The following is a 20,243-nucleotide window of genomic DNA, read 5'->3' as shown; positions in this document are numbered from 1 at the left end:
CCTTCAGCCTTTGACGGCCCCAAAGGTCAGCCCGCCGATGATCTTCTTCTGCAGGACCAGCGTGACCAGGATGACGGGGAGGGAATAGAGGATGGCCAGCGCGCTCATCGGGCCCCAGTCGAGGCCGAAGGCGCCCTTATATTGGGCGATGATAATGGGCGCGGTCTTGGCGTGCTGCGCACTGAGCAGCAGGGCGTAGAGGAACTCGTTCCACGAGGCGATGAACGAGAACAAGGCGGTGATGGCGATGCCACCCGAGGCCGGGGGCAGGATGATGTGCCAGAAGGCGGCAAAGCGGGTGCAGCCATCCATGCGGGCGGCTTCCTCCAGTTCGCGCGGTATGGATTCGAAGAACGCCGCCATCAGCCACACGGCCAGCGGCAGGCTGAGCGTGGTGTGGGCCAGAACAAGCCCCGAAATGGTATCGAGCAGGCCGATATTCTTGAGCAGGATGAAGAGCGGCACGCCCAGCGACACCGATGGCACCATGCGGGTCACCAGCGCGAACAGCAGGAACCAGGCGCTGAGCCGGGTGCGGAAGAATGAGGCGCCATAGGCAGCCGGCACGGCGAGCAGCAGCGCCAGACCCGTCGAGAGCACCGCGACGACCAGAGAATTGAAAAAGGCCAAGGGCACTGATGGATTGGCGAAGATGGCGCGGTAATTGTCGACCGACAGGGTTTCGGGCAGGAAGCGCGGCGGAATTTGCAGTACATCGGCCGCCGGCTTCAGCGACGTCATCAGCAGGTAGATATAGGGCAGGGCATAGGTGGCGACGAGCAGCGCCACGGCGAGCTGGAGGATGCCGGCGCCCAGGCGCCTGGAGGCGGTGCGGTCAGTCATTTTGCGGCTTCCAGATGAGCTTGTAGGCGATGACGGCAACCACGATCATCGCGAACATGAAGAGCGCGGCGGAGGCCGAGGCTTCGCCCAGATCGCCATAGCGCACCATGCGCTGGTAGATGTTCATGGACAGAACTTCCGACTGGAAGCGCGGTCCGCCCTCGGTCTGGATCCAGATCAGATCGAAGGTCTTGGCCGCATCGATGCCGCGCACGATGAGCACCACGGCCAGCACCGGGCGCAGCAGCGGCAGGACGATGTAGAGGAAGCGGCGGAACGCGTTGGCGCCATCGATGCGCGCCGCCTCGATCAGGTCGCGGGGGATATTCTGCAATCCGGCAAACAGCACCAGCGCCACAAAGCTGGTGGTCAGCCAGATATCGGGCAATGCCACCGCGTAGAGCACGATATCGGGATCGCTGAGCCAGCCGATATCATTTGGCGAGCCGATAATACCGACCGCTGCCAGACCATAATTGATAATGCCGATCTGTTCGGTGAGCAGGAAGCGCCAGAGCAGGCCCGCCACGATGGGCGGCACCATGAGCGGCAGCGCGAAAATTGTCCGATGCCAGCGCGACCGTTCGGCCAGCGCATTGAACAGCAGGGCTGCCGTCAGGCCCAGGACCACCTCGATCGACAGCGCAAAGGCGCAGTAGCGCAGGGTGCGCAACGCCGTTTCGTGCATGCGGGTGGAGCCCAGCACGTCCACATAATTGGCAAGGCCAACCCAGATGCCCGCATTGGGGCGGATCATCTCCACCTCGAACAGGGAATTGTAGATGAGCAGGCCGACCGGATAGGCGACCAGAACCGCCAGAAAGAGGGCGGCCGGCGCCATCATCAGCATGGCGAAACGACGTTCTGACATGTGGCAAAGTCCGAAGGAGTTCGGGGCGGCGGACCATCGCCGCCCCGCGATTCTGGCATCAAAGAATGTCTTCGATGATGGCCTTGGCTTGCGTGAGCAATTCGCCCGTATCGGCGTTGCAGCTCAATGCATCCTGCAGCATGGGCGTCACGGCCTGATCGACGATTTCCTGCCACTGGGCGATCAGTGGGCGGCCCTTGGTGGCAGGCGCGGCGAGGGTTTCCAGCAGCGGCTCGAAATGCTCGAAGCCCGGCTTGCCGACATAGGATTGGTAGGCCGAATTGGTCGCAGCCAGGCCCAGCGGCGCCTCGATACCCAGCGCATTATTGGCGATGGCGAAGGCGACGAACTGGCGGGCGGCGTCCTTGTGGGTCGAGCTTTTGGGGATGACATTGTACCAGGGGCCGGGCACGGCGGCGACGCCGGCTTCCCCGCCGATCATCGGGGCGACGCCCACCTTGCCTTCGACCAGCGAGTCTTCCGGGGTGAGGCGATAGGCATGCGCCCAGAAGCGCATCATGGCCGTCTTGCCCTGATAGAACAGGTTCTGCGCCGCGGGCCAATCGATCTGGGCGACGCCGACCGGCGGGGTGGCGTGGTCGGTACAGTGCGAAGCGATGTAGAAATCGAGCGCCGCCTTGTGCTGGGCGTTGTCTATGATCACGGCGCCACTGTCATCGAGCACGATGCCGGGCGAGCCGGCCTGCAACACGGTTGCCATCCACTCTTCCGGATTCACACCCTTGACGTCGGTGCCGTAGAGATCGACCACCCCGTCGGCATCAGTGTCGCGGGTGAAAAAGACCGAGACGTCGCGGAATTGCTGCCAGGTCTTGGGCGGGGCGAGTTCGTAGCCGTATTTTGCCTTGAACGCGGCCTGTTCGGCTGCATCTTCGAACAGGTCTGTGCGGTAGAACAGGATTTCGGCATTGGCCCAGGCGGGCATTCCGATATAGGCGCCGCCAAATTGCGCGTCGGCCAGCAAAGCCGGCGCAATGTCGGCCTTGACGGTGTCGGTGAAGAGCTCGTCAAGCGGCTCGACGAATTCGGCGAAGCGGGCCATCCAGATCACGTCGAGCGTGGCGACGTCATAATTGGACGAGCCGGCGGCGATTTCGGCCGACAGGCGTTCGAACACGCCGGCATAAGGCACGACGACGAAATTGACCTCGATGCCGGTTTCGGCGGTGAACTTTTCGGCAATCGCCTTTTGCAGCTGCTCGCCGCCGCCTTCGACGAGCACGCTGATGCTCTCCGCGAAAGCCGGCGCCGTCAGGCATGTGGCGAGCGCAAGCGCGCCCAGAATGGACTTGAGCCTCATATTTTCCTCCCTTGGGCGTCTCTCCCGTGACGCCGGAAACTGCTGTGTCGATATCCCGGGCGCCGCTCTGGGCGCCGGGCATAAATGGACGTTATCGGGCAATGTCGACGTCGTCAATGCAAAATGACGACGTCGACATTACTGATTGCTCTGACCGATAGGCTTGGTTAGGTTGGCTGGGGCAGCGACTCGGAAAACGTGGCGCCTGGCTTGGGGAGGGCATGGCTTTGGTCAGTATCAAGGATGTAGCGCGTGCCGCCGGCGTGTCGGACAAGACCGTGTCGCGCGTGGTCAACCGCGAGGCCAATGTTCATCCCGACACGATGGAAAAGGTCGAGCGCGCCATTGCCGAGCTCAACTATGTGCCCAATCTCAGCGCCAGGCTGGTGCGCACCAATCAGTCGCGCACGATCGGGGTGATGACGGACCTGGTGTCCACCACGCCCTATTCGGGCGAGATTCTGCGTGGCATTCATGATTGGGCCAAGCGCTTCAACAAGACCGTGCTGATCATCCATACCGGAGGCGACCCCGAAGAGGAGGAACGCGCCTGGCGGACCTTCCAGGAGCACCGGGCCGATGGGGTCATCTATGCCACCATGTTTCACCGCGATGCCGGCCTGCGCCGCGACGCGCTGAAACTGCCCACGGTGATGGTGAACTGTTTCAGCAGCAGCGATCCCGACCTTCCGGCGATCGTGCCCGATGATTATGGCGGTTGCGTTGGCCTTATCGACCACCTGCTGGATCTCGGCCACCGGCGCATCGCCCATGTGCGGCTCAACCCCAATCTCAAGGCGGCGCATCTGCGGCTTGCCGCCTATCGCGATACGCTCGCCAGGCGCGGCATCGAGGTGGATGAGACGCTGGTGGCCGAGGGCATGGACGGCGAGGTGGGCAAGGACCTCAATGTCGCGTTCGAGAGCACGCTGGCGCTGCTCAAGCGGGACGAGCCGCCGAGCGCTATTTTCTGCGGCAATGACGAAATCGCTCTACAGGTCTATTGCGCGGTTCTCTCGCAGGGCCTGCAGATTCCGCGCGATGTATCGGTAGTGGGGTTCGACGATTTCCAGACGGTATCGAAAGGACTGCGGCCACAACTGACCACTGCCGCCTTGCCTTATTTCCGACTGGGCTATGAGGGCGCGGCGCTGCTCGAAACCCTGCTCGGCGAGCACGATGTCAAAGGTGTATCGGTCATGGATTGCCCGCTGGTTTCGCGAGGCTCGACCGGCGCCGCGCTAGAGCGCTAGGCGGAAAAACTCAAAACAGATCAGTCGGTGACTGGCAAGCGGAGCGGCGGATCGTCGCCCTCGCGGCTTGTGGCTCGGGCATATGCTCGGAGGCCGCATTTGCCGGTCGTCATTTTCATTGTTGCGAATGATTTGCAATTGCACTATTGATCGGACGTTCTAATTTTGGAGTGCCCGATGCGTCGTCGCTTGTTTTCCGTGCTTGCTGTGTCCGCTGTTCTTGTCGCATCGCTGCCCGCCGCCGCCCAGGATCGCCTCAAGGCGGTCACGACCTTCACCATCATCGCCGATATGGCGCGCAATGTTGCCGGTGACGCCGCCGATGTGGTTTCGATCACCAAGCCCGGCGCCGAAATCCATAATTACCAGCCCACGCCCGGCGATCTGATCGCTGCCCAGGATGCCGACCTGATCCTGTGGAACGGGCTGAACCTGGAACAATGGTTCGCCCAGTTCCTCGCCAATCTGGGCGACGTGCCCAATGTGGTGGTGAGCGAGGGCGTCGAGCCCATGGGAATCGGGGAAGGGCCCTATGAGGGCAAGCCCAATCCCCACGCCTGGATGTCGCCCACTGATGCGCTGATCTATGTCGACAATATCCGCAAGGCTTTCGTGGCCGCCGATCCGGCCAATGAGGCGGTCTACAACGCCAATGCCGCCGCCTATTCGGAGCGGATCACCGCCACCGTCGCCCCGATCCGTGCCGCGATCGACGCCATTCCCGAAGACCGCCGCTGGCTGGCGTCCTCGGAAGGCGCCTTCAGCTATCTGGCGCGCGATTTCGGGCTCAAGGAGCTCTATCTCTGGCCCATCAATGCCGACCAGCAGGGCACGCCCCAGCAGGTGCGCCATGTGATCGACGAAGTGCGCGCCAACAATGTCCCGGCGATCTTCTCGGAATCCACCATTTCCCCCAAGCCGGCCGAACAGGTGGCGCGTGAAACCGGCATCAAATATGGCGGCGTGCTCTATGTGGATTCGCTCAGCGAAGCCGATGGCCCGGTGCCCACCTATCTCGACCTGCTTTCCGTCACCACGTCGACAATCGTAAAAGGCCTCACCCCATGAATGCGGTCCAGCAACCGGGCCTGGCGGTCAGCGACATTACTGTCGCCTACCGCAATGGCACCACGGCAATGAAACATGCCAGTTTCACCATCCCGCGCGGTTCGATAACCGCGCTGGTTGGCGTCAATGGCTCGGGCAAGTCGACGCTGTTCAAGGCCATAATGGGCTTCGTGCCGCTGGCGGCCGGCTCGGTTGACATTCTGGGCGTGCCGGGCCGGCAGGCGCTCAAGCGCAACCTCGTCGCCTATGTGCCGCAGTCCGAAGACGTGGACTGGAATTTCCCGGTGCTGGTCGAGGACGTGGTGATGATGGGCCGCTATGGCCACATGAACCTGCTGCGCCGGCCCCGCGCCATCGACCATCAAATGGTGACCGAGGCGCTGCAGCGGGTGAACATGCTCGACTTCCGCCACCGCCAGATCGGGGAATTGTCGGGCGGGCAGAAAAAGCGCGTCTTCCTCGCCCGGGCCCTGGCCCAGCAAAGCGAGGTTATCCTGCTCGACGAGCCCTTTACCGGGGTCGACGTCAAGACCGAGGATGCCATCATCGCCCTGCTGCGCGCCTTGCGCGACGAAGGCAAGGTCATGCTGGTCTCCACCCACAATCTGGGCTCCGTGCCCGAATTCTGCGACCGGACCGTGCTGGTCAAGGGCACGGTATTGGCTTCGGGCCCGACGGCCGAAATCTTCACCCGCGAATGGCTCGAAATCACCTTTGGCGGCGCGTTGCGTCACTTCGTGCTGGCCGGCGCCGACCTGCATGATGACGATGACCCGCGCCACGTCACGGTGCTGACCGACGATGAGCGGCCGCTGGTCATGTATGGCGAAGACGGCAAGATGAAAACCAAGCAGTCGGACCCGGTCGAGAAATGATCGACATCCTGCTCGAGCCCTTCGGCTATCACTATATGATCAACGCCATCTGGGTTTCGGCCCTGGTCGGCGGCGTCTGTGCGTTCCTGTCGGCCTATCTCATGCTCAAGGGCTGGTCGCTGATCGGGGATGCCCTCAGCCATTCCATCGTGCCGGGCGTTGCCGGGGCCTATATGCTGGGCCTGCCCTTTTCGCTGGGCGCCTTCTTTTCCGGAGGGCTGGCGGCGGGGGCGATGCTGTTCCTCACCCAGCGCACCAAGCTCAAGGAAGACGCGGTGATCGGGCTGATCTTCACCGCCTTTTTCGGCCTAGGCCTGTTCATGATTTCGCTCTCCCCCACCGCGGTCAACATCCAGACCATTGTCATGGGCAATATCCTGGCGGTGACGCCCGAGGATACATTGCAATTGGTGATCATTGCGGTGGTGACGCTGGCCGTGATGCTGGTGATCTGGAAAGACCTGATGGTCACCTTTTTCGACGAGAACCATGCCCGCACCATCGGGCTCAATCCGCCGCTGCTGCGGGTGATCTTCTTCACGCTGCTGGCGGCCTGCACGGTTGCGGCCATGCAGACCGTGGGCGCCTTTCTCGTCATCGCCATGGTGGTGACACCGGGCGCAACGGCCTATCTCCTCACCGACCGCTTCCCGCGGTTGATCCTGATCGCAGTGGCGGTGGGAACGCTGTCGAGCCTGTTCGGGGCTTATATTTCCTTCTTCCTGGACGGGGCCACCGGCGGTGTCATCGTCGTGCTGCAGACCGGTGTGTTCCTCCTGGCCTTCTTCTTTGCGCCCAAGCACGGCCTGCTCGCCGCACGGCGCCGCGCGGCCGAGGAGATGGCCAAATGAACGAATTTCTCGTCTATGCGCTCTGGCCGTTCCACTTCCCCTTCATGACCTCGGCCATGGCCATTGCCGTCATGGTCGCCATTCCCACCGCCTTGCTCTCGTGCTTTCTGGTGCTCAAGGGCTGGTCGCTGATGGGCGACGCCATCTCCCATGCCGTGCTGCCCGGCGTGGTGCTGGCCTATATTGTGGGCCTGCCCCTGGGCGTCGGGGCCTTTGCGGCGGGCATGGGCTGCGCGCTATCGGTCGGCTATCTCAAGGAAAATAGCCGCATCAAGGAAGATACCGTGATGGGTGTGGTCTTTGCCGGGCTCTTTGGCCTGGGCATCGTGCTCTATACCTCCATCCGCACCGATGTGCATCTCGACCATATCTTGTTTGGCGACATCCTTGGCGTCAGCATTGGCGATCTGATCCAGACCGGCATCATCGCCGTTGTGGTGACGCTGATCGTGCTCGCCAAATGGCGCGATCTGCTGCTCTTCACCTTCGATCCGCAACAGGCCGGCGCCATCGGACTGCCGGTGCGGGTGCTGCATTACGGGCTTTTGGCGCTGCTATCGCTGACCATCGTCGCGGCGCTGACGGCGGTGGGCATCGTGCTGGTGATTGCGCTGCTGGTGGCACCGGGCGCCATCGCCTATCTCATCTCCAAGCGCTTTGCGCCCATGATGCTGATCGCGACGATTGTCTCGGTGAGCTGCTCGCTGGTAGGAATCTATGCCAGCTTCTTCATCGATTCCGCACCGGCGCCCACCATCGTGCTGCTGATGTCAGCGACCTTCATCGTGACCTTTATCGTGACGACATCGCGCCGACCGGTGACCGCTGCGGTCTGAGGCCGCAGGCGCGATTTCTTCGGCTTATCCCCGCCTTTGCCGGCCGGCCTAGACTGGCCGGCAAAGGAGTTTTCCCATGGATCAAAGCCCGCGCCTCAGCCTGCCCCTCATCATGCCCCAGCAGGCCCAGAAACACGTGACGCATAATGAGGCGATCCAGGCGCTCGATGCGCTGGTGCAGCCCATTGTCGAAAGCCGGACCCTCGCAACGCCGCCCGTCAGCCCGCTGGCGGGCGAAGCCTATATCGTGCCGTCCGGGGCCAGTGGCGTCTGGGCCGGCCACGCCAATGAGCTCGCCGCCTATCAGTCGGGCGCCTGGACATTCCATGATCCCGCGGAGGGCTGGCAGGTCTATGTCAGGGCCGACCGTACCTTTTATGTCTTCGACGCGGGCGCCTGGACGGGCCTGGCCTCGCTCGGCTCGGGGCTTTCCCAATTGGGCATCAATGCTTCGGCCGACGCCACCAATCGGCTGGCCGTGTCGGGCGCCGCGACCCTGTTCAATCATGCCGGCAACGGCCATCAGCTCAAGCTCAACAAGGCCGCTGCCGGCGATACGGCGAGCTTGCTCTACCAGACCAATTGGTCCGGCCGCGCCGAAATGGGGCTGGCAGGGGACGATCAGTGGCGGCTTAAGGTCAGCGCCGATGGCGCGAGCTGGATCAATGCCCTGACGGTGGACGCGGCAAGCGGGGCAACGAGCTTTGCGGCGGCGGTGCGCCCTGCCAGCGACAATGCCGTGACGCTGGGCGTCAGCGGCGCGCGCTGGGCTTCGATCTGGTCGGCGACGGGCACGATCCAGACATCTGATGAGCGGCAGAAAACCGATATCGCGCCCAGCGATCTGGGGCTCGATTTCATCCTGGCGCTGCAGCCGGTGAAATATCGCTGGATCGCCGGGGGCACGGAGGAGGGCGCGCCGCGCCCCGGCCGGCGCATCCATTATGGCCTCCTCGCCCAGCAGGTCAAAGACGCGCTCGCCGCGGCCGATTGCCAGGACTTTGCCGGCTATGTCCAGGCCGATCCCACCGATCCCGACAGCGAGGCGGGGCTGCGTTATGACGCCTTTATCGCGCCCTTGATCGCCGCCGTGCAGCAATTGGCCAAATGTGTCGAAAAGCTTGAGCGCAGGGCCTGATGTCCTAGATCTTGAGGCCGCGGATCAGCGCCTTGATGGCCTTGCGATAGTCATTGACCTCGTCGGGCGGCGCCAGCGCTGCCCGGTCGAACAGGGCATTGAGGAGGTGGGCCAGCGGCGCGGCCGGCAGGTCCCGGATCGCCTTGGCGTCCATGGCCGCAGTGACGCCTTCGAGCAGGGTGCGCAATCCATGGCGGCCATCGATGTCGTCGACCTTGGCCCGGCCCAGCACCGCGGGCGCATCGACCAGCAGGATTCGCCGGCGGCCCTCATCCTGCATGGCATCGAGAAAGGCGTCGCCCCCTGCGATCAGGGCTTTGACCGGCCCCGGCTCGTCATCGCCTTCCGCAGCGGCATTGATCGTCATGGCCAGCAGCATGTGCTCTTCTTCGACGACCGTGGCGAACAAGGCCGTCTTGTCGGCGAAGTGATGATAGAGCGCGCCCCGCGTCACGCCCGCCGCGCTGACGATTTCCGGGGTGCCCGTACCAGCATAACCGTTTTTGGCGAAAAGGCCCCGGGCGGCACTGACCAAAGCGGCCCTGGTGCTGCTGCGCCGTTCAGCCTGGGTTCTGCGCTCTTGCATGCGTACAGCCTGTATGTTATATGAAGTTACAAACAGATTGAACGTAAATGGCGCGCAATGCAAGGAGTATCGCTATGAAAATGCTCAATTCCTACCCCCTTCTGCAGGTTGACGACGTCGCGGCAACGGCCGCTTTCTACCAGGCTCATCTGGGTTTTGCGCCCGTATTCGAGAGCGATTGGTATGTGCATATGCGCTCCTCGGCGCGCGAGCATATCGAACTCGCTGTGATCGCCTATGATCACGAAACTATTCCCGAAGCCGGCCGCAAGCGCACCTCCGGCCTGCTGCTGAGCTTTGAGGTTGAGGACGCGGCACAGGAATATGAGCGCCTGACCGAGGCCGGCATCCCCATTGCCCAGCCCTTGCGCGACGAAGTCTTCGGCCAGCGCCACTTCATCGCCTCTGACCCCAACGGGATCCTCCTCGACATCATCACGCCCATAGAGCCCGACGCGGCCTGGCTCGCCAGCCAGCAATAGCGCTTCCCACTGGCCTGGCGGCGTCAGTTAAGCTATGGCACGGCATGGCCATTGACCTTGCCAAAGCTGACGCGGCCATTGCCGCGTCCTCGCCCGTCCTATTGTCCGAAGCGGGGTCGCTGCGGCGTATCCCCTTGGGTCCCGGACTCAAGCGGCCGGCAAGCTTCTACGAGCGCTTCGACGACCGCACGCTATTTTACGACGTGTTTCGCGACCATACCGGCCGCCACGTCTATCTCATCGGTCCCATGGCGCTGAACCTGGAGCCCCTGATCGATGCCCTGGTCATCGAGGGCCGGCCCTCGGGCAGGCGCGCCAAGCCCAGGATCCATCATGGGGTGCAGGCCGAAATCCTGCGCGTGACGCTTCCCGAGGGCGATACCCATCTGGCCTTCGGCCTTGGTGGGCAGGATTTCGAAATACCCATCCAACCCAATCGCAGTGCTGTATTGGCCGGGGACCGGGTGATCTTTACCATCAACAAGGACAATGCCCTGGACTGGATCGCCGATTGGGCCCGCTTCTATGTGGCCGAACACGGCGCCACGGCCGCTGTGGTCTATGACAATGGCTCGTCCGACTATACGCTCGAAGAGCTTCGCGCGACCCTGGCGGGGGTTGAGGGGCTGGCCAAGTTCCTGGTCATTCCCTGGCCCTATCCCTTCGGTTCGATGAACGACGTCTTCGATGGGCACAAATTTGGTGGCCATTGGGCGATGTTCGCCCAGCCGCCCAAATTCACGCACTTCTTCCGCAAGTATGCCATGCGGGCCCGGTCCATACTCAATGTCGATATCGACGAACTGGTCATGTCGCCGTTTCGCCATTCCATATTCAAGGCGGTGGAGCGGTCACCCTTCGGCCTGCTGCGCTTTAACCGGGTATGGGTGCTCAATGCCCGCGAGCAGTCGGGGCCGCCGCGCCACCGCCAATTTGTCATTCGCAAGAAGGGTGTTGCCGCCCGGGACCGAGGCAAGAAATGGGCCATGGCGCCGAGGCGGGCCTTCCTTGCGAGCTGGCGGGCCCAACCCTGGACCCACCAGGTCAAGGGCTGGTTCAATCTCTCGGGATCCTCGATCCGCTTTTACGGCTACCACTTTATCGGCATCTCGCGATCCTGGTATTGGGACCGTACCGAACAGATCGAGTTCGATCCCAAGCTCCATATACGGGACCCGCTGATGATCAAGACCTTTGCCGACATATTCGGTCCGGAAGACAAGCAATGAGCCTGCCCACCATCGTCAGTTTCTGGCATGGACCCATGAGCTGGCTTGAGGCCCTGTCCATCGCCTCCTTCCGCCGCCACGGCCATCGCGTCGAGGTCTATTCGTTCGATCCCGTTCCCGGTCTGCCCGATGGCGCGGTGGCCATGGACGCTGCCGAAATATTGCCGCGTGACAAGCTGGTCTTCTACAAGGGCAAAGGCACGCCCGGCGTGTTCTCGGACTATTTCCGCATGAGCCTGCTGCGCCAGGGGCGCGGCGTCTATGCCGATCTTGATGTCTATTGTGTGCGTCCGATCGAGGGCCCGCCGGATTATCTCATGGCCTATGAACGGCCAGGCTCGGTCAATGGCGCCGTGCTGCATATCCCGGCCGATGCCCCCTTGCTCGATGATCTGCTGGCCATTTTTACCGACACGAGGCGTCCGCTGCTCGAGCCGCATCTGCCGCCCCTGCGCCGGCTGGAGGTGGCTGCCCGGCGCATGTTCGGCGAAAAAATCGCCCCTGAGGACATGCAATATGGGGCAACTGGCCCCTTCGCATTGACCTATTACGTGCGCCGACGCGGATTGCAGCAGCTGGTCCGCTCTAGCGAGGTGCTCTATCCCATCCCTTATGAAGGTATTCCCGAACTGATGCAGGCCGGTTCTAGCATCGACAAGGCCATTACGCCCGAAACCCTTGCGGTGCATATCTGGCGTAGCCAGCTGACACGCCGTGGCCGTGCGGACATGCCGCTGCCGGCGCCCGGCAGCGCCCTGGCCGAGCTTTGCGCGCGGGAAGGTATCGTGCTCGGCTAGCTACTTGCCCAGGCCAAACTTCTTCTTCCACCAGCGCTGCCACCGGTGACGGGCAAAGCGGTAGAACAGTTCATTGGTCATGACGTGCCGGTAGAGGCGGGCAAAGGCAACGCTTTGGAGCATGCCGGAGAAAATGCCCCAGGGCTTGGCCTCGCCCGTATAGTGCAGGATGGAGGGGTTGAGCCCCTCATGGGCGTGGCGGGCGTCGATCGTGTTCCAGCGCCAGGGCAGGGCAAGCCAGTTGTGCTGAAAGACCAGGTTGAGGAAATCCTGATCGTAATAGATGCGGGCCATGACGCCGTCTTTCAGGGCCTGTTCGAGCCGCCCGATAATATCGGCCTCGCGCCACTTGGCAGTGTCGATCAGGACCATGCCGGCGTTGAAATAGGCGTCTGCGGGATCGAAAATATCGCGATTGTTCCGCAAATCGCGCCCGCCGGTGATGAAGGCGCCGATCGAGTCGCGCACCGCCGCGATGGCAAACCCGTCCATATCGATGTCATAGAGCTTTTCGATATTGTCGCGCACGAGCATGTCGCAATCGAGGTAGAGCACCCGTGCGACATCGGGGCCGATCAGCCTGTCGATCATCAGCCGGGCATAGACGATATTGCTCAACCGCTTGTTGACGGGCATGCGCGCCGCCACGTCGCGGAACAATTCCGAGCCATCCAGATCGTGCCAGACCAGGGTAACCCCGAACTCGCCTTCGATGGCCTTGAGGTCAGCGACATGTTCCGGCGTCAGCGTGCGGTGGCACAGGTGAAATACCAGGTCGCTGCGCCGCTTGGTGAAGAGACAGACCGAGCGCATCGTGGCATAGGCGGGTGCCCAGAAATTATCATCGAAGGTCAGGGCAATATGGATGGCGCTCAAGCCTGGGCTCCTTGTGGGCGGTTGGACAGCGTGACGATGAGCGCCAGCACGGTTGCCAATACAATGTCCGGCCAGCGCAGGCCAATGACGGCATTGGTCATCCCCATGGAAAAATAACCGATCGTGGTCACGCTGCCGAGATAGAGCAGGGGCATGCGCAGCGCGCCTTCAACGCGCCGGGCACCGGCAATCGGTGCCCACAAGAACAGTCCATAAGCGGCCAGGCCCAGAATGCCGCCCGCCACGCCGAAATCGGCAATGTCGTTGTGCAGGTGGTCATAGATCGGGAATTCGCTGCCAGCCGGCGCATAAGCGGCCGCAGCCATCGGATAGTCGATAAGGCCATGGCCGACCAGCGGCGAAGCAAGAAAGGCATTGAAGGCCGACCTGTACATGATAAGCCGCTCGCTGGCGGAGGTGTCGCCCGCAATTCCCCCATGCAGCAGCGCCATGATGCGCTCAATGGCAGGCACGTCCGGAGCGTCCGTCAGCACCAAGAGCGCGGCCATGATGATACAGACCAGCAAGCATCCGCCGATGACGCGCATCCTTCTATATGCGGGTAGCCAGGAAAAGCACATGGCGAGCGCTGCCGTCAGCAGCATGAGGGAGGCCGCAACCATCGGCCCGCGCGATGCGGTCAGTAAGACGGTGCCGACGCTCAGGGCCGGGCCGGCCAGAAACACCAGCCGCCAGCGGCTTCCGCTCCAGAGCCCAACCAAGGCAACGAAGCCCAGGGCGAGCGTTATATCGGCCAGGTGGATGGGGTTGTTGACCAGGCCTCCGCGGCTCGAACCGAAGACATAGACGTCGATGGCGGCAACGGCAAAGCCGCCGGCTGCCCCCGCAAGCGCAAAAAAACCAATACGGTCCAGCGTCAGTGCTCCGCCGAGCCGGATCAGCAGGCCGGACATGGGCACGACCATATAGAGATGGATCAACGTCAGGAAGGCGGCGACGTGCAATGGCGATTTGGCGGTAATGCTGAAGGCGACAAGCAACAGCAGAGCCGCCAGCAGGGGCATCCAACTCGCCGGCTGGCGCAGCAAGTGCATGCGCTCGGGCACCCAGAACAGATGGAGCAGTCCTGCCGCCATCAGCGCCAGGATCGTCACATTGGAAATCTCGGGCGCAAAGCTCGGCAATGTCAACCCGGCCAGCAGCGTGGCCCAGGCCAGAAAAGCGACGATCAATCTTGGCAAAAGCATATCCCGCATGGTCAATCGAGCAGTCCGGCTCGTGGCCTCTGGTCAAACTGCCGAGCTCTACCAGCGATAGGTGAGTGCTTCTGCTGTTGCCTGGTCGAAATGGATTGTTACCTCGGTGTCGCGGCTCGTGTCGTGGGTGTCGTCGACATATTGGCGCTGCTTCAGCGTAACAGTCTGGTTGGCTGCATCAGCCGAAACGAAGAGATAGTCAAAGCAATCCTGGGTATCCTGGTCTCTGAGGCCCAAAATCTCGGCCTTGAGCGCGGCCAGTTCGCGGCCGCCGATGACGCTGCCATCCGAGCGCTTGGTGGCACGGACCGAGGGCACCCAATCATCGCCGGTTTCGCAGATATAGCGTCCGTCGCGGAACGTGCCGCGGTCGGTAAAGGCGATGTCGACATCCTCGTTCCAGGCATTTCCGATCTCGAACTCGGCCTGGCTCTTGCCGACATTGAGATAGATGTCCGACCAGGCGCATGTCCCCGCTTCCTCCCGGTAGCACCAGCGCTCGCTGGCGCCCATGAGATGGCCGACATCGGCGATTCTGATCAGCTTTCCGGGCTTGTACTGGTCGATAATCCCTTGCGTCCGCCCGTCGTAGCCAAGGGCCGCCGAAGTGGCGAGGAGCAGCAACACGGCAGCGAGGGAAATCTTCATGGGGTACTCCGACACAGAACTTGGCCTCGATCCTATCCGCAAATCGTGAACGACGGAACCTGCCTTGACACTCGGACCATAATGTAACAAATAAAGTTACATGATATCCGAATGCCATTGGCGCGGCCCGGCTGGAGCTGTCCGCGAGCGGCCATGGCGCGCCCGCAGCAGCACTCAACCTGGAGGTCATCGCAATGGATGATGTCATAATTATTGGCGGCAGTTTTGCCGGTCTTGCCGGGGCCCTGCAATTGGGCCGGGCGCGCCGTAAGGTCACAATCCTCGATACCGGCCTGCCCCGCAATCGCTATGCCGCCCATTCCCATGGCCTGCTCGGGCATGATCACAAGCCGCCCGCCGATATCCTGGCTTCGGCCCGCCAGCAGCTGGAACGCTATCCCACGGTCCGGCTGGTCAATGTCCGCGCTGAGAGCATAGGCGGGGTGGCTGACGATTTTTCCGTCCTCACCGATGATGGGGAAACGCTCAGGGGCCGCCGCCTGCTCCTGACCTATGGCGTGTCCGATCAGTTTCCGGCCATTCCCGGTTTTGCCGAATGCTGGGGCAAGTCGATCGTGCCATGCCCCTATTGCGAAGGCTTCGAGGTCGCGGACCGGCATTGGGGATTGGTCTATTCCGGGCCGCATGCCCTCCATGCCGTCTCTCTGTTCGGCGACTGGACGGACAGGCTGACCCTGTTCACCGACGGGCACGATCTGGCGAGCGACGCGCGGGCCGATCTGGCGCGGCGCAATGTGTCTGTTATCGATGGCAAGCTGGAACGCATCGAGCATGACAAGGGCCAATTGACCAGTATTGGGCTCGATACCGGCCGCAATGCCACGGTGGATGTCCTCTTCGCCCACCCGCGCAACCGTCCGGCTGCCGATCTGCATGTCGGCCTGGGGCTGGAGACCGTCGAGGCGCCGCTTGGGCTTTTTCTCAAGGTCGACGACCGTCGCCAAACCTCGGTGGAAGGCATCTATGCCGCTGGCGATCTGGCCAATCCCATGGCCAGCGTGACCCTTGCCAGCTCGAGCGGCGCGATGGCGGCGATTTTTGCCCAGCAATCTATGCTGGTGTGAGGGCCTGGACCAACATTCAAGTTCCGGGACGGCGGGAGGGGGCCGCATAGCGGCTCTCAAGCTCTTGCCTTCAGTTTAGAATGGTTCTAGAAAATGTTTAGAACCATTCTAAACGAGATCGCGTCATGTTTTCCCTGCTGCCCGATAGCCGCCGCTCCTTTTCCAGCCTTTCGGAACGTGAAATCCTGGCTTTGGCGATCGCGGCGGAGGAAGAGGATGGCGGCATCTATTCCGAATTTGCCACGCGCCTGGCTGCCACCTATCCCGGCTCGGCGGCCTTGTTCGAGGGCATGGCAGCCGAGGAAGACGAGCATCGCCGCCGCCTGCTCGATCTCTATGTCGCGCGCTTCGGCAAGCGGCTGGTGCCGATCCGGCGCGAACATGTGCGCGGCTTTCTCAATCGCAAGCCGGTCTGGTTGCTGAAGAACCTGACCCTTGAAACCGCCCGCCAACAGGTCTGGGAAATGGAGGAGGGCGCTTATCGCTTCTATATGGAAGCGGCCAAGCAGGTCAGCGATGCCGGTACCCGCAAACTGCTGGGCGATCTCGCCGCGCAGGAGCGCCGCCACGCCGATGCCGCCGACCGGATCGATGAAGCCGTGCTCGGCGCCGAGGGGCGCGACGTCGAGAAAAGCGAAAACCACCGCCAGTTCGTTTTGACCTATGTGCAGCCTGGTCTTGCCGGGCTGATGGATGGTTCGGTTTCGACATTGGCGCCGGTCTTTGCGGCCGCCTTTGCCACCGGCGACACGCATCAGACCTTTCTCGTGGGCCTCGCCGCGGCCATCGGCGCCGGTATTTCCATGGGCTTTACCGAAGCAGCGTCCGACGACGGCAAGCTGACCGGGCGTGGTTCGCCGGTTAAGCGCGGTCTGGCCGCCGGCATCATGACGGCCGTGGGTGGGCTGGGGCATGCTCTGCCCTATTTGATCCACGATTTCTTCACGGCAACGGTATTGGCGATTGTCGTCGTGCTGATCGAGCTCTGGGCCATCGCCTTCATCCAGAACCGCTACATGCAGACCCCGTTCTGGCGGGCCGTGATGCAGGTGGTGCTGGGCGGCTCGCTGGTCTTTGCGGCGGGGATATTGATCGGCAGTGCCTAGGTGCGGGCACTGCGAGCGGCCAGGACGATCAGCACGGCGGGGATGAGGCCCAGCGGATAGCCGCTGGGCTCCATGACCAGCGCGGCGATTGCTGCCCAGACGCCCAGCCCCCAGCCCAGGAAAGCCGGCGGCACGATGGCGCGCCGCTCCATCCAGAGCAGCAGGAAGCCAAAGACGATGACCGGACCGGCAAAGCTGCCGATCGTCGAATGAAAGGCCGCATTGCCGATCAACAGCTCCGGCGCCTGGCTCGCCAGCGGCTGCCAATGGGCGGGGGTCCAGAGGGCGCCACGCAGCCAGTCGCCCAGCAGGGGCACGACATCAAGGCCCAGAACCACAAGATGCAATATCCCGATGCCGACCATGGTGTAGCCGGCCCATTTCAACTGGGCGGCTCCGGTCCATCTGGCAGGGGCGATGCGGTAGGCGCGTAAGGCGGTCATGGACATGTCCTTTGCGATTGCAGTTGACCATACGGTACCGTATGTACGCCGTTGGCCCTCTGCCTGTCCATACGCTGCCGTATGGATGCGGCGAGGCGCCGCATAGGGAGCATTGTGACATGGCCAAAGCCGACAGCCTGACTCGCATGGACTGGATCCTTGCCGCCACTGCCGCGCTGGGCCAGGGCGGGGTCGATAGCGTGCGCGTCGAGGCCCTGGCGCGTGCACTCAAGACCAGCAAGGGCTCGTTCTATTGGCATTTCAAGGATCGTCCCGGTTTGCTGGAAGCGGTACTGGCGCTCTGGGAGACCGAAGGCACCAGCGATGTCATCGCCATGGCCGCAAACCTGGCAACGCCGGAGGAGCGGCTGGTGGCCGTCCTGGAAGAGGCCGTGCGGCTGGATTTGCGGGGAATCGATGTGGCCGGCGTTGAAGGCGCCTTGCGTGGCTGGGCGGCACAGGACCCTGCCATTGCCGAGCGCATCCGCATCGTCGATGCGCGCCGCGTCAGCTATCTCACCGAAGAGCTGGGCCGGATCGGGCAAGAGCCCGGCATGGCCCGGCGCCGCGCCGAAGCGCTTTATCTGGCGCTACTCGGTTTCTATGGCGCCAGCCGTTACGGTTCGGCAACGGCCGATGTCGCGGCATTGCGCGATTTTCTCGATCTCGCCATGGCGCCACCCTGAACCGGCTCAGGCGACCTTGTCGCCCAGGCTGGCCAGCCTATTGTCGAGGATGATACCGACCTTGGCGCATTCCCGGGCGATTTCGGCGATGAAATCGGCCAGCATGTCGCGGTCGAGCGCCGCGAGGGACCGCACGACCATGGCGGTGTCGCGGTGCAGGGCCTCGAAATCGGGCGGCGCAATCTCGACCAGCCGGCCCGCCTCGATGTCGTCGGCCACCGCCGAATTGACGAAAAAGCCTAAGCCTTCCCCTTTGATGGCGAGCCGCCGGGCCGGCCCGGTGGGTAGCTCGACACTGGTCTTGGCGAGGCGCACCAGGGCGGCGGCCGTTTCGGGCTCGGCCTGCCACCAGCGCAGGGAGATGACGCGAGGCACCAGGGCTAGCACCTCTTCGATGCTCGGCCGGGCGGGCAGCCGCGCTGCGATTTCGGGCGCGACCACCAGCGGCACGCGTTCGCGCATGATGACCAGCGGTACGAGATCGACCAGCAAGGGATCGATATTGGGCCAGCACAATATGCCCATTTCGACATCGCGCTCATGCAGCATGGCGACGATCTGGGCCTGCCGTCCCTCGTTCACCACCACATCGACGCCGGGATAATGCTGCTGGAAGCGCAGCAGGGGTTCGGTGATCAGCGGTGATACCAGGCTCCGCAGCGAGGCTATGGCGATGCGCCCCCGCTCCACCCGGCGCAGCGCCTCCCGGCCTTCCTGGACCGTGCCGATAATGCGGCGGGCAAAGGGCAGGAAGGTCATGCCCTGATCGGTCAGGGTCACGGTGCGGCCGCGCTGGAACAGCGTCACACCCAGGAGCTGCTCGAGGGCGCGAATGCGCATCGAGGCCGTGGCCTGGGTGATGTTGAGATAGGCGGCGGCCTTGGTGAAACTCTGTTCGCGAACGATGCGGTCAAAGGTGCGGAGCTGGTCGAGGTCCATCGGGAATGCTTATGCGAGCCGTCGATTATTACAGTGAAATCGAGACTAGCATTGGTTCTGGTGATGGAAAAGCGGTTTACGACGATCCAGCATTGCGCTGGCGCGAGGCCTCGGCGCGTTGCCGTTTCTGCTCCTTGGCCCGCGCGGCGGCAGCCGCTGCATCATCGCCCATATGCGCAGCGCCGCGCTTGCTGGCCAGCTCCATCTGCTTTTGCCGTTCGGCCGCTGCCTGATGCTTGGCGCTGTCCCCGCTGCAATGGGGGCAGCTCACGCCTTCGACATAGGCCGGATCGGCGCGATCGGCCGATGTCAGGGGGTGACGGCAGGCGCGGCAAAGGGTGGCGTCGCCTTCCACCAGCCCATGGCCGACCGAAACGCGCTCGTCGAAGACGAAGCATTCCCCGGCAAATCGGCTCTGCTCCTGCGGCACCGTTTCGAGATATTTGAGAATTCCCCCCTTGAGGTGGAACACTTCCTCAAAACCCTTGCTCAGCAGGTAGGACGAGGCCTTTTCGCAGCGAATGCCGCCAGTGCAGAACATGGCGACCTTCTTGTCGCGCGCCGGGTCGAGATGGGTTTCGACATAGTCCTTGAACTCGGTAAAGCTCTTGGTGGCCGGGTCCAGCGCGCGCTGGAAGGTGCCCAGGCCCACTTCATAATCGTTGCGCGTATCGACCAGCACCACATCGTTGCGCTCGATCAATCCATTCCAGTCTTCCGGCTCGACATAGGTGCCCACCGCCTTGGCCGGATTGGCCTCGGGCGCCCGCAAGGTAACGATTTCGGGCTTGAGGCGCACCTTCATGCGCAGGAACGGCATGGCGCTGGCGATCGAGAACTTGATTTCGGCGCCGACGAGCCTCGAACCGAAATCGGGACCGGCCGACAGATAGTCGGCCAGCGCATCGATGGCCTGTTCGGTGCCCGCCACCGTGCCGTTAATGCCTTCGGGCGCCAGGATCAGCGTGCCCTTGATACCGCGCCCGCAGCAGAATTTGGCGAGCCTGGGCTGCAGTTCGGCGCAGTCGGGCAGGTCGGCGAATTTATAGATCGCCATCACCTTGTATGGTTGATTAGCTTGGGGCACGGTACA

The 20,243-nt window shown here is 62.9% G+C and carries 22 protein-coding genes; 12 read left to right on the top strand and 10 right to left on the bottom strand.

Going from position 1 to position 20,243, the window contains the following annotated elements; translation table 11 throughout:
* Positions 1–3 precede the first annotated feature (3 nt).
* Genes QQL79_RS16325 through QQL79_RS16315 form a run of 3 tightly spaced genes read right to left on the bottom strand, consistent with a single transcriptional unit; the run spans position 4 to position 3,035 of the window.
* Positions 4–843, bottom strand: a complete 840-nt coding sequence (locus QQL79_RS16325; protein WP_284392618.1) for a carbohydrate ABC transporter permease — start codon at positions 841–843, stop codon at positions 4–6.
* A complete protein-coding gene (locus tag QQL79_RS16320) occupies positions 836–1,714 on the bottom strand; it encodes a carbohydrate ABC transporter permease (RefSeq protein WP_284392617.1) in 879 nt (292 codons plus the stop codon). Before QQL79_RS16320 ends, QQL79_RS16325 begins: the two co-directional genes overlap by 8 nt.
* Before the next feature lie 58 nt (positions 1,715–1,772).
* Positions 1,773–3,035, bottom strand: a complete 1,263-nt coding sequence (locus QQL79_RS16315; protein ID WP_284392616.1) for an ABC transporter substrate-binding protein — start codon at positions 3,033–3,035, stop codon at positions 1,773–1,775.
* 221 nt (positions 3,036–3,256) lie between these two features.
* Here QQL79_RS16315 and QQL79_RS16310 point away from each other — a divergent pair, with 221 nt between their 5' ends.
* The 6 genes from QQL79_RS16310 (at position 3,257) to QQL79_RS16285 (ending at position 9,056) form a co-directional block, all read left to right on the top strand.
* Positions 3,257–4,288 (top strand): LacI family DNA-binding transcriptional regulator, encoded by a 1,032-nt coding sequence (locus QQL79_RS16310; RefSeq protein ID WP_284392615.1) that lies wholly within the window; start codon positions 3,257–3,259, stop codon positions 4,286–4,288.
* Positions 4,289–4,465: 177 nt separating this feature from the next.
* Positions 4,466–5,356, top strand: a complete 891-nt coding sequence (locus QQL79_RS16305) for a metal ABC transporter substrate-binding protein (RefSeq protein WP_284392614.1) — start codon at positions 4,466–4,468, stop codon at positions 5,354–5,356.
* Positions 5,353–6,231 carry a manganese/iron ABC transporter ATP-binding protein gene (locus QQL79_RS16300; RefSeq protein ID WP_284392613.1) on the top strand — a complete coding sequence of 293 codons (879 nt, stop codon included), beginning with the start codon at positions 5,353–5,355 and terminating at the stop codon, positions 6,229–6,231. Before QQL79_RS16305 ends, QQL79_RS16300 begins: the two co-directional genes overlap by 4 nt.
* Positions 6,228–7,082, top strand: a complete 855-nt coding sequence (locus QQL79_RS16295) for a metal ABC transporter permease (protein WP_284392612.1) — start codon at positions 6,228–6,230, stop codon at positions 7,080–7,082. Before QQL79_RS16300 ends, QQL79_RS16295 begins: the two co-directional genes overlap by 4 nt.
* A complete protein-coding gene (locus QQL79_RS16290; RefSeq protein WP_284392611.1) occupies positions 7,079–7,918 on the top strand; it encodes a metal ABC transporter permease in 840 nt (279 codons plus the stop codon). The genes QQL79_RS16295 and QQL79_RS16290 overlap by 4 nt, the downstream gene beginning before the upstream one ends.
* 76 nt (positions 7,919–7,994) lie before the next feature.
* On the top strand, positions 7,995–9,056 hold the full coding sequence (locus QQL79_RS16285) for a DUF2793 domain-containing protein (protein WP_284392610.1): 1,062 nt from the start codon (positions 7,995–7,997) through the stop codon (positions 9,054–9,056).
* A gap of 4 nt (positions 9,057–9,060) precedes the next feature.
* On the opposite strand, the gene QQL79_RS16280 is transcribed toward QQL79_RS16285, so the two are convergent.
* Complete coding sequence (locus tag QQL79_RS16280) at positions 9,061–9,642, bottom strand: TetR/AcrR family transcriptional regulator (protein WP_284392609.1); 582 nt, start codon at positions 9,640–9,642, stop codon at positions 9,061–9,063.
* A gap of 74 nt (positions 9,643–9,716) precedes the next feature.
* Here QQL79_RS16280 and QQL79_RS16275 point away from each other — a divergent pair, with 74 nt between their 5' ends.
* The 3 genes from QQL79_RS16275 to QQL79_RS16265 are packed head-to-tail and all read left to right on the top strand — an operon-like array spanning position 9,717 to position 12,150.
* On the top strand, positions 9,717–10,124 hold the full coding sequence (locus tag QQL79_RS16275; protein ID WP_284392608.1) for a VOC family protein: 408 nt from the start codon (positions 9,717–9,719) through the stop codon (positions 10,122–10,124).
* A gap of 44 nt (positions 10,125–10,168) precedes the next feature.
* Positions 10,169–11,353, top strand: coding sequence for a glycosyltransferase family protein (locus QQL79_RS16270; protein WP_284392607.1), 1,185 nt, complete (start codon positions 10,169–10,171; stop codon positions 11,351–11,353).
* Positions 11,350–12,150, top strand: coding sequence for a glycosyltransferase family 32 protein (locus QQL79_RS16265; RefSeq protein WP_284392606.1), 801 nt, complete (start codon positions 11,350–11,352; stop codon positions 12,148–12,150). Before QQL79_RS16270 ends, QQL79_RS16265 begins: the two co-directional genes overlap by 4 nt.
* Here the strand turns inward: QQL79_RS16265 and QQL79_RS16260 are convergent, their stop codons facing one another.
* From QQL79_RS16260 to QQL79_RS16250, 3 genes are all read right to left on the bottom strand, one after another.
* A complete protein-coding gene (locus QQL79_RS16260; protein ID WP_284392605.1) occupies positions 12,151–13,026 on the bottom strand; it encodes a glycosyltransferase family 8 protein in 876 nt (291 codons plus the stop codon).
* Positions 13,023–14,228 (bottom strand): O-antigen ligase family protein, encoded by a 1,206-nt coding sequence (locus tag QQL79_RS16255; RefSeq protein WP_284392604.1) that lies wholly within the window; start codon positions 14,226–14,228, stop codon positions 13,023–13,025. Before QQL79_RS16255 ends, QQL79_RS16260 begins: the two co-directional genes overlap by 4 nt.
* 63 nt (positions 14,229–14,291) lie before the next feature.
* On the bottom strand, positions 14,292–14,891 hold the full coding sequence (locus tag QQL79_RS16250) for a hypothetical protein (RefSeq protein ID WP_284392603.1): 600 nt from the start codon (positions 14,889–14,891) through the stop codon (positions 14,292–14,294).
* A 194-nt stretch (positions 14,892–15,085) separates the two neighbouring features.
* Between QQL79_RS16250 and QQL79_RS16245 the strand changes: the two genes are divergently transcribed.
* Both QQL79_RS16245 and mbfA read left to right on the top strand, forming a co-directional pair.
* Positions 15,086–15,976 (top strand): NAD(P)/FAD-dependent oxidoreductase, encoded by an 891-nt coding sequence (locus QQL79_RS16245; protein ID WP_284392602.1) that lies wholly within the window; start codon positions 15,086–15,088, stop codon positions 15,974–15,976.
* A 125-nt stretch (positions 15,977–16,101) separates the two neighbouring features.
* Entirely contained in the window at positions 16,102–17,082 is a 981-nt protein-coding gene (gene mbfA / locus QQL79_RS16240; protein ID WP_284392601.1) for an iron exporter MbfA, read from the top strand.
* Here the strand turns inward: mbfA and QQL79_RS16235 are convergent.
* Complete coding sequence (locus QQL79_RS16235; protein WP_284392599.1) at positions 17,079–17,525, bottom strand: DUF6463 family protein; 447 nt, start codon at positions 17,523–17,525, stop codon at positions 17,079–17,081. The two genes, mbfA and QQL79_RS16235, sit on opposite strands and share 4 nt — an antisense overlap.
* A gap of 119 nt (positions 17,526–17,644) precedes the next feature.
* Between QQL79_RS16235 and QQL79_RS16230 the strand changes: the two genes are divergently transcribed.
* Positions 17,645–18,211 (top strand): TetR/AcrR family transcriptional regulator, encoded by a 567-nt coding sequence (locus QQL79_RS16230; RefSeq protein WP_284392598.1) that lies wholly within the window; start codon positions 17,645–17,647, stop codon positions 18,209–18,211.
* A gap of 6 nt (positions 18,212–18,217) precedes the next feature.
* On the opposite strand, the gene QQL79_RS16225 is transcribed toward QQL79_RS16230, so the two are convergent.
* Together QQL79_RS16225 and trhO are read right to left on the bottom strand one after the other, a co-directional pair.
* Positions 18,218–19,150 (bottom strand): LysR family transcriptional regulator, encoded by a 933-nt coding sequence (locus tag QQL79_RS16225; RefSeq protein WP_284392597.1) that lies wholly within the window; start codon positions 19,148–19,150, stop codon positions 18,218–18,220.
* 76 nt (positions 19,151–19,226) lie between these two features.
* Positions 19,227–20,207, bottom strand: coding sequence for an oxygen-dependent tRNA uridine(34) hydroxylase TrhO (gene trhO / locus QQL79_RS16220; RefSeq protein WP_440588467.1), 981 nt, complete (start codon positions 20,205–20,207; stop codon positions 19,227–19,229).
* Between the last annotated feature and the right edge of the window lie 36 nt (positions 20,208–20,243).

Source organism: Devosia yakushimensis (assembly GCF_030159855.1).
In the GTDB taxonomy this organism is placed as follows: domain Bacteria; phylum Pseudomonadota; class Alphaproteobacteria; order Rhizobiales; family Devosiaceae; genus Devosia; species Devosia yakushimensis.
The sequence above is the reverse complement of the archived record's forward strand: the minus strand, read 5'-3'. Positions and strand labels throughout refer to the sequence as shown.

Coding starts and splice junctions, on each gene's coding strand:
- trhO (WP_440588467.1), bottom strand. CDS start 20,207: ATGGCGATCTATAAATTCGCCGACCTGCCCGACTGCGCCGAACTGCAG.
- QQL79_RS16230 (WP_284392598.1), top strand. CDS start 17,645: ATGGCCAAAGCCGACAGCCTGACTCGCATGGACTGGATCCTTGCCGCC.
- QQL79_RS16325 (WP_284392618.1), bottom strand. CDS start 843: ATGACTGACCGCACCGCCTCCAGGCGCCTGGGCGCCGGCATCCTCCAG.
- QQL79_RS16310 (WP_284392615.1), top strand. CDS start 3,257: ATGGCTTTGGTCAGTATCAAGGATGTAGCGCGTGCCGCCGGCGTGTCG.
- QQL79_RS16275 (WP_284392608.1), top strand. CDS start 9,717: ATGAAAATGCTCAATTCCTACCCCCTTCTGCAGGTTGACGACGTCGCG.
- QQL79_RS16300 (WP_284392613.1), top strand. CDS start 5,353: ATGAATGCGGTCCAGCAACCGGGCCTGGCGGTCAGCGACATTACTGTC.
- QQL79_RS16265 (WP_284392606.1), top strand. CDS start 11,350: ATGAGCCTGCCCACCATCGTCAGTTTCTGGCATGGACCCATGAGCTGG.
- QQL79_RS16225 (WP_284392597.1), bottom strand. CDS start 19,150: ATGGACCTCGACCAGCTCCGCACCTTTGACCGCATCGTTCGCGAACAG.
- QQL79_RS16235 (WP_284392599.1), bottom strand. CDS start 17,525: ATGACCGCCTTACGCGCCTACCGCATCGCCCCTGCCAGATGGACCGGA.
- mbfA (WP_284392601.1), top strand. CDS start 16,102: ATGTTTTCCCTGCTGCCCGATAGCCGCCGCTCCTTTTCCAGCCTTTCG.
- QQL79_RS16295 (WP_284392612.1), top strand. CDS start 6,228: ATGATCGACATCCTGCTCGAGCCCTTCGGCTATCACTATATGATCAAC.
- QQL79_RS16290 (WP_284392611.1), top strand. CDS start 7,079: ATGAACGAATTTCTCGTCTATGCGCTCTGGCCGTTCCACTTCCCCTTC.
- QQL79_RS16270 (WP_284392607.1), top strand. CDS start 10,169: ATGGCCATTGACCTTGCCAAAGCTGACGCGGCCATTGCCGCGTCCTCG.
- QQL79_RS16250 (WP_284392603.1), bottom strand. CDS start 14,891: ATGAAGATTTCCCTCGCTGCCGTGTTGCTGCTCCTCGCCACTTCGGCG.
- QQL79_RS16320 (WP_284392617.1), bottom strand. CDS start 1,714: ATGTCAGAACGTCGTTTCGCCATGCTGATGATGGCGCCGGCCGCCCTC.
- QQL79_RS16315 (WP_284392616.1), bottom strand. CDS start 3,035: ATGAGGCTCAAGTCCATTCTGGGCGCGCTTGCGCTCGCCACATGCCTG.
- QQL79_RS16245 (WP_284392602.1), top strand. CDS start 15,086: ATGGATGATGTCATAATTATTGGCGGCAGTTTTGCCGGTCTTGCCGGG.
- QQL79_RS16285 (WP_284392610.1), top strand. CDS start 7,995: ATGGATCAAAGCCCGCGCCTCAGCCTGCCCCTCATCATGCCCCAGCAG.
- QQL79_RS16280 (WP_284392609.1), bottom strand. CDS start 9,642: ATGCAAGAGCGCAGAACCCAGGCTGAACGGCGCAGCAGCACCAGGGCC.
- QQL79_RS16305 (WP_284392614.1), top strand. CDS start 4,466: ATGCGTCGTCGCTTGTTTTCCGTGCTTGCTGTGTCCGCTGTTCTTGTC.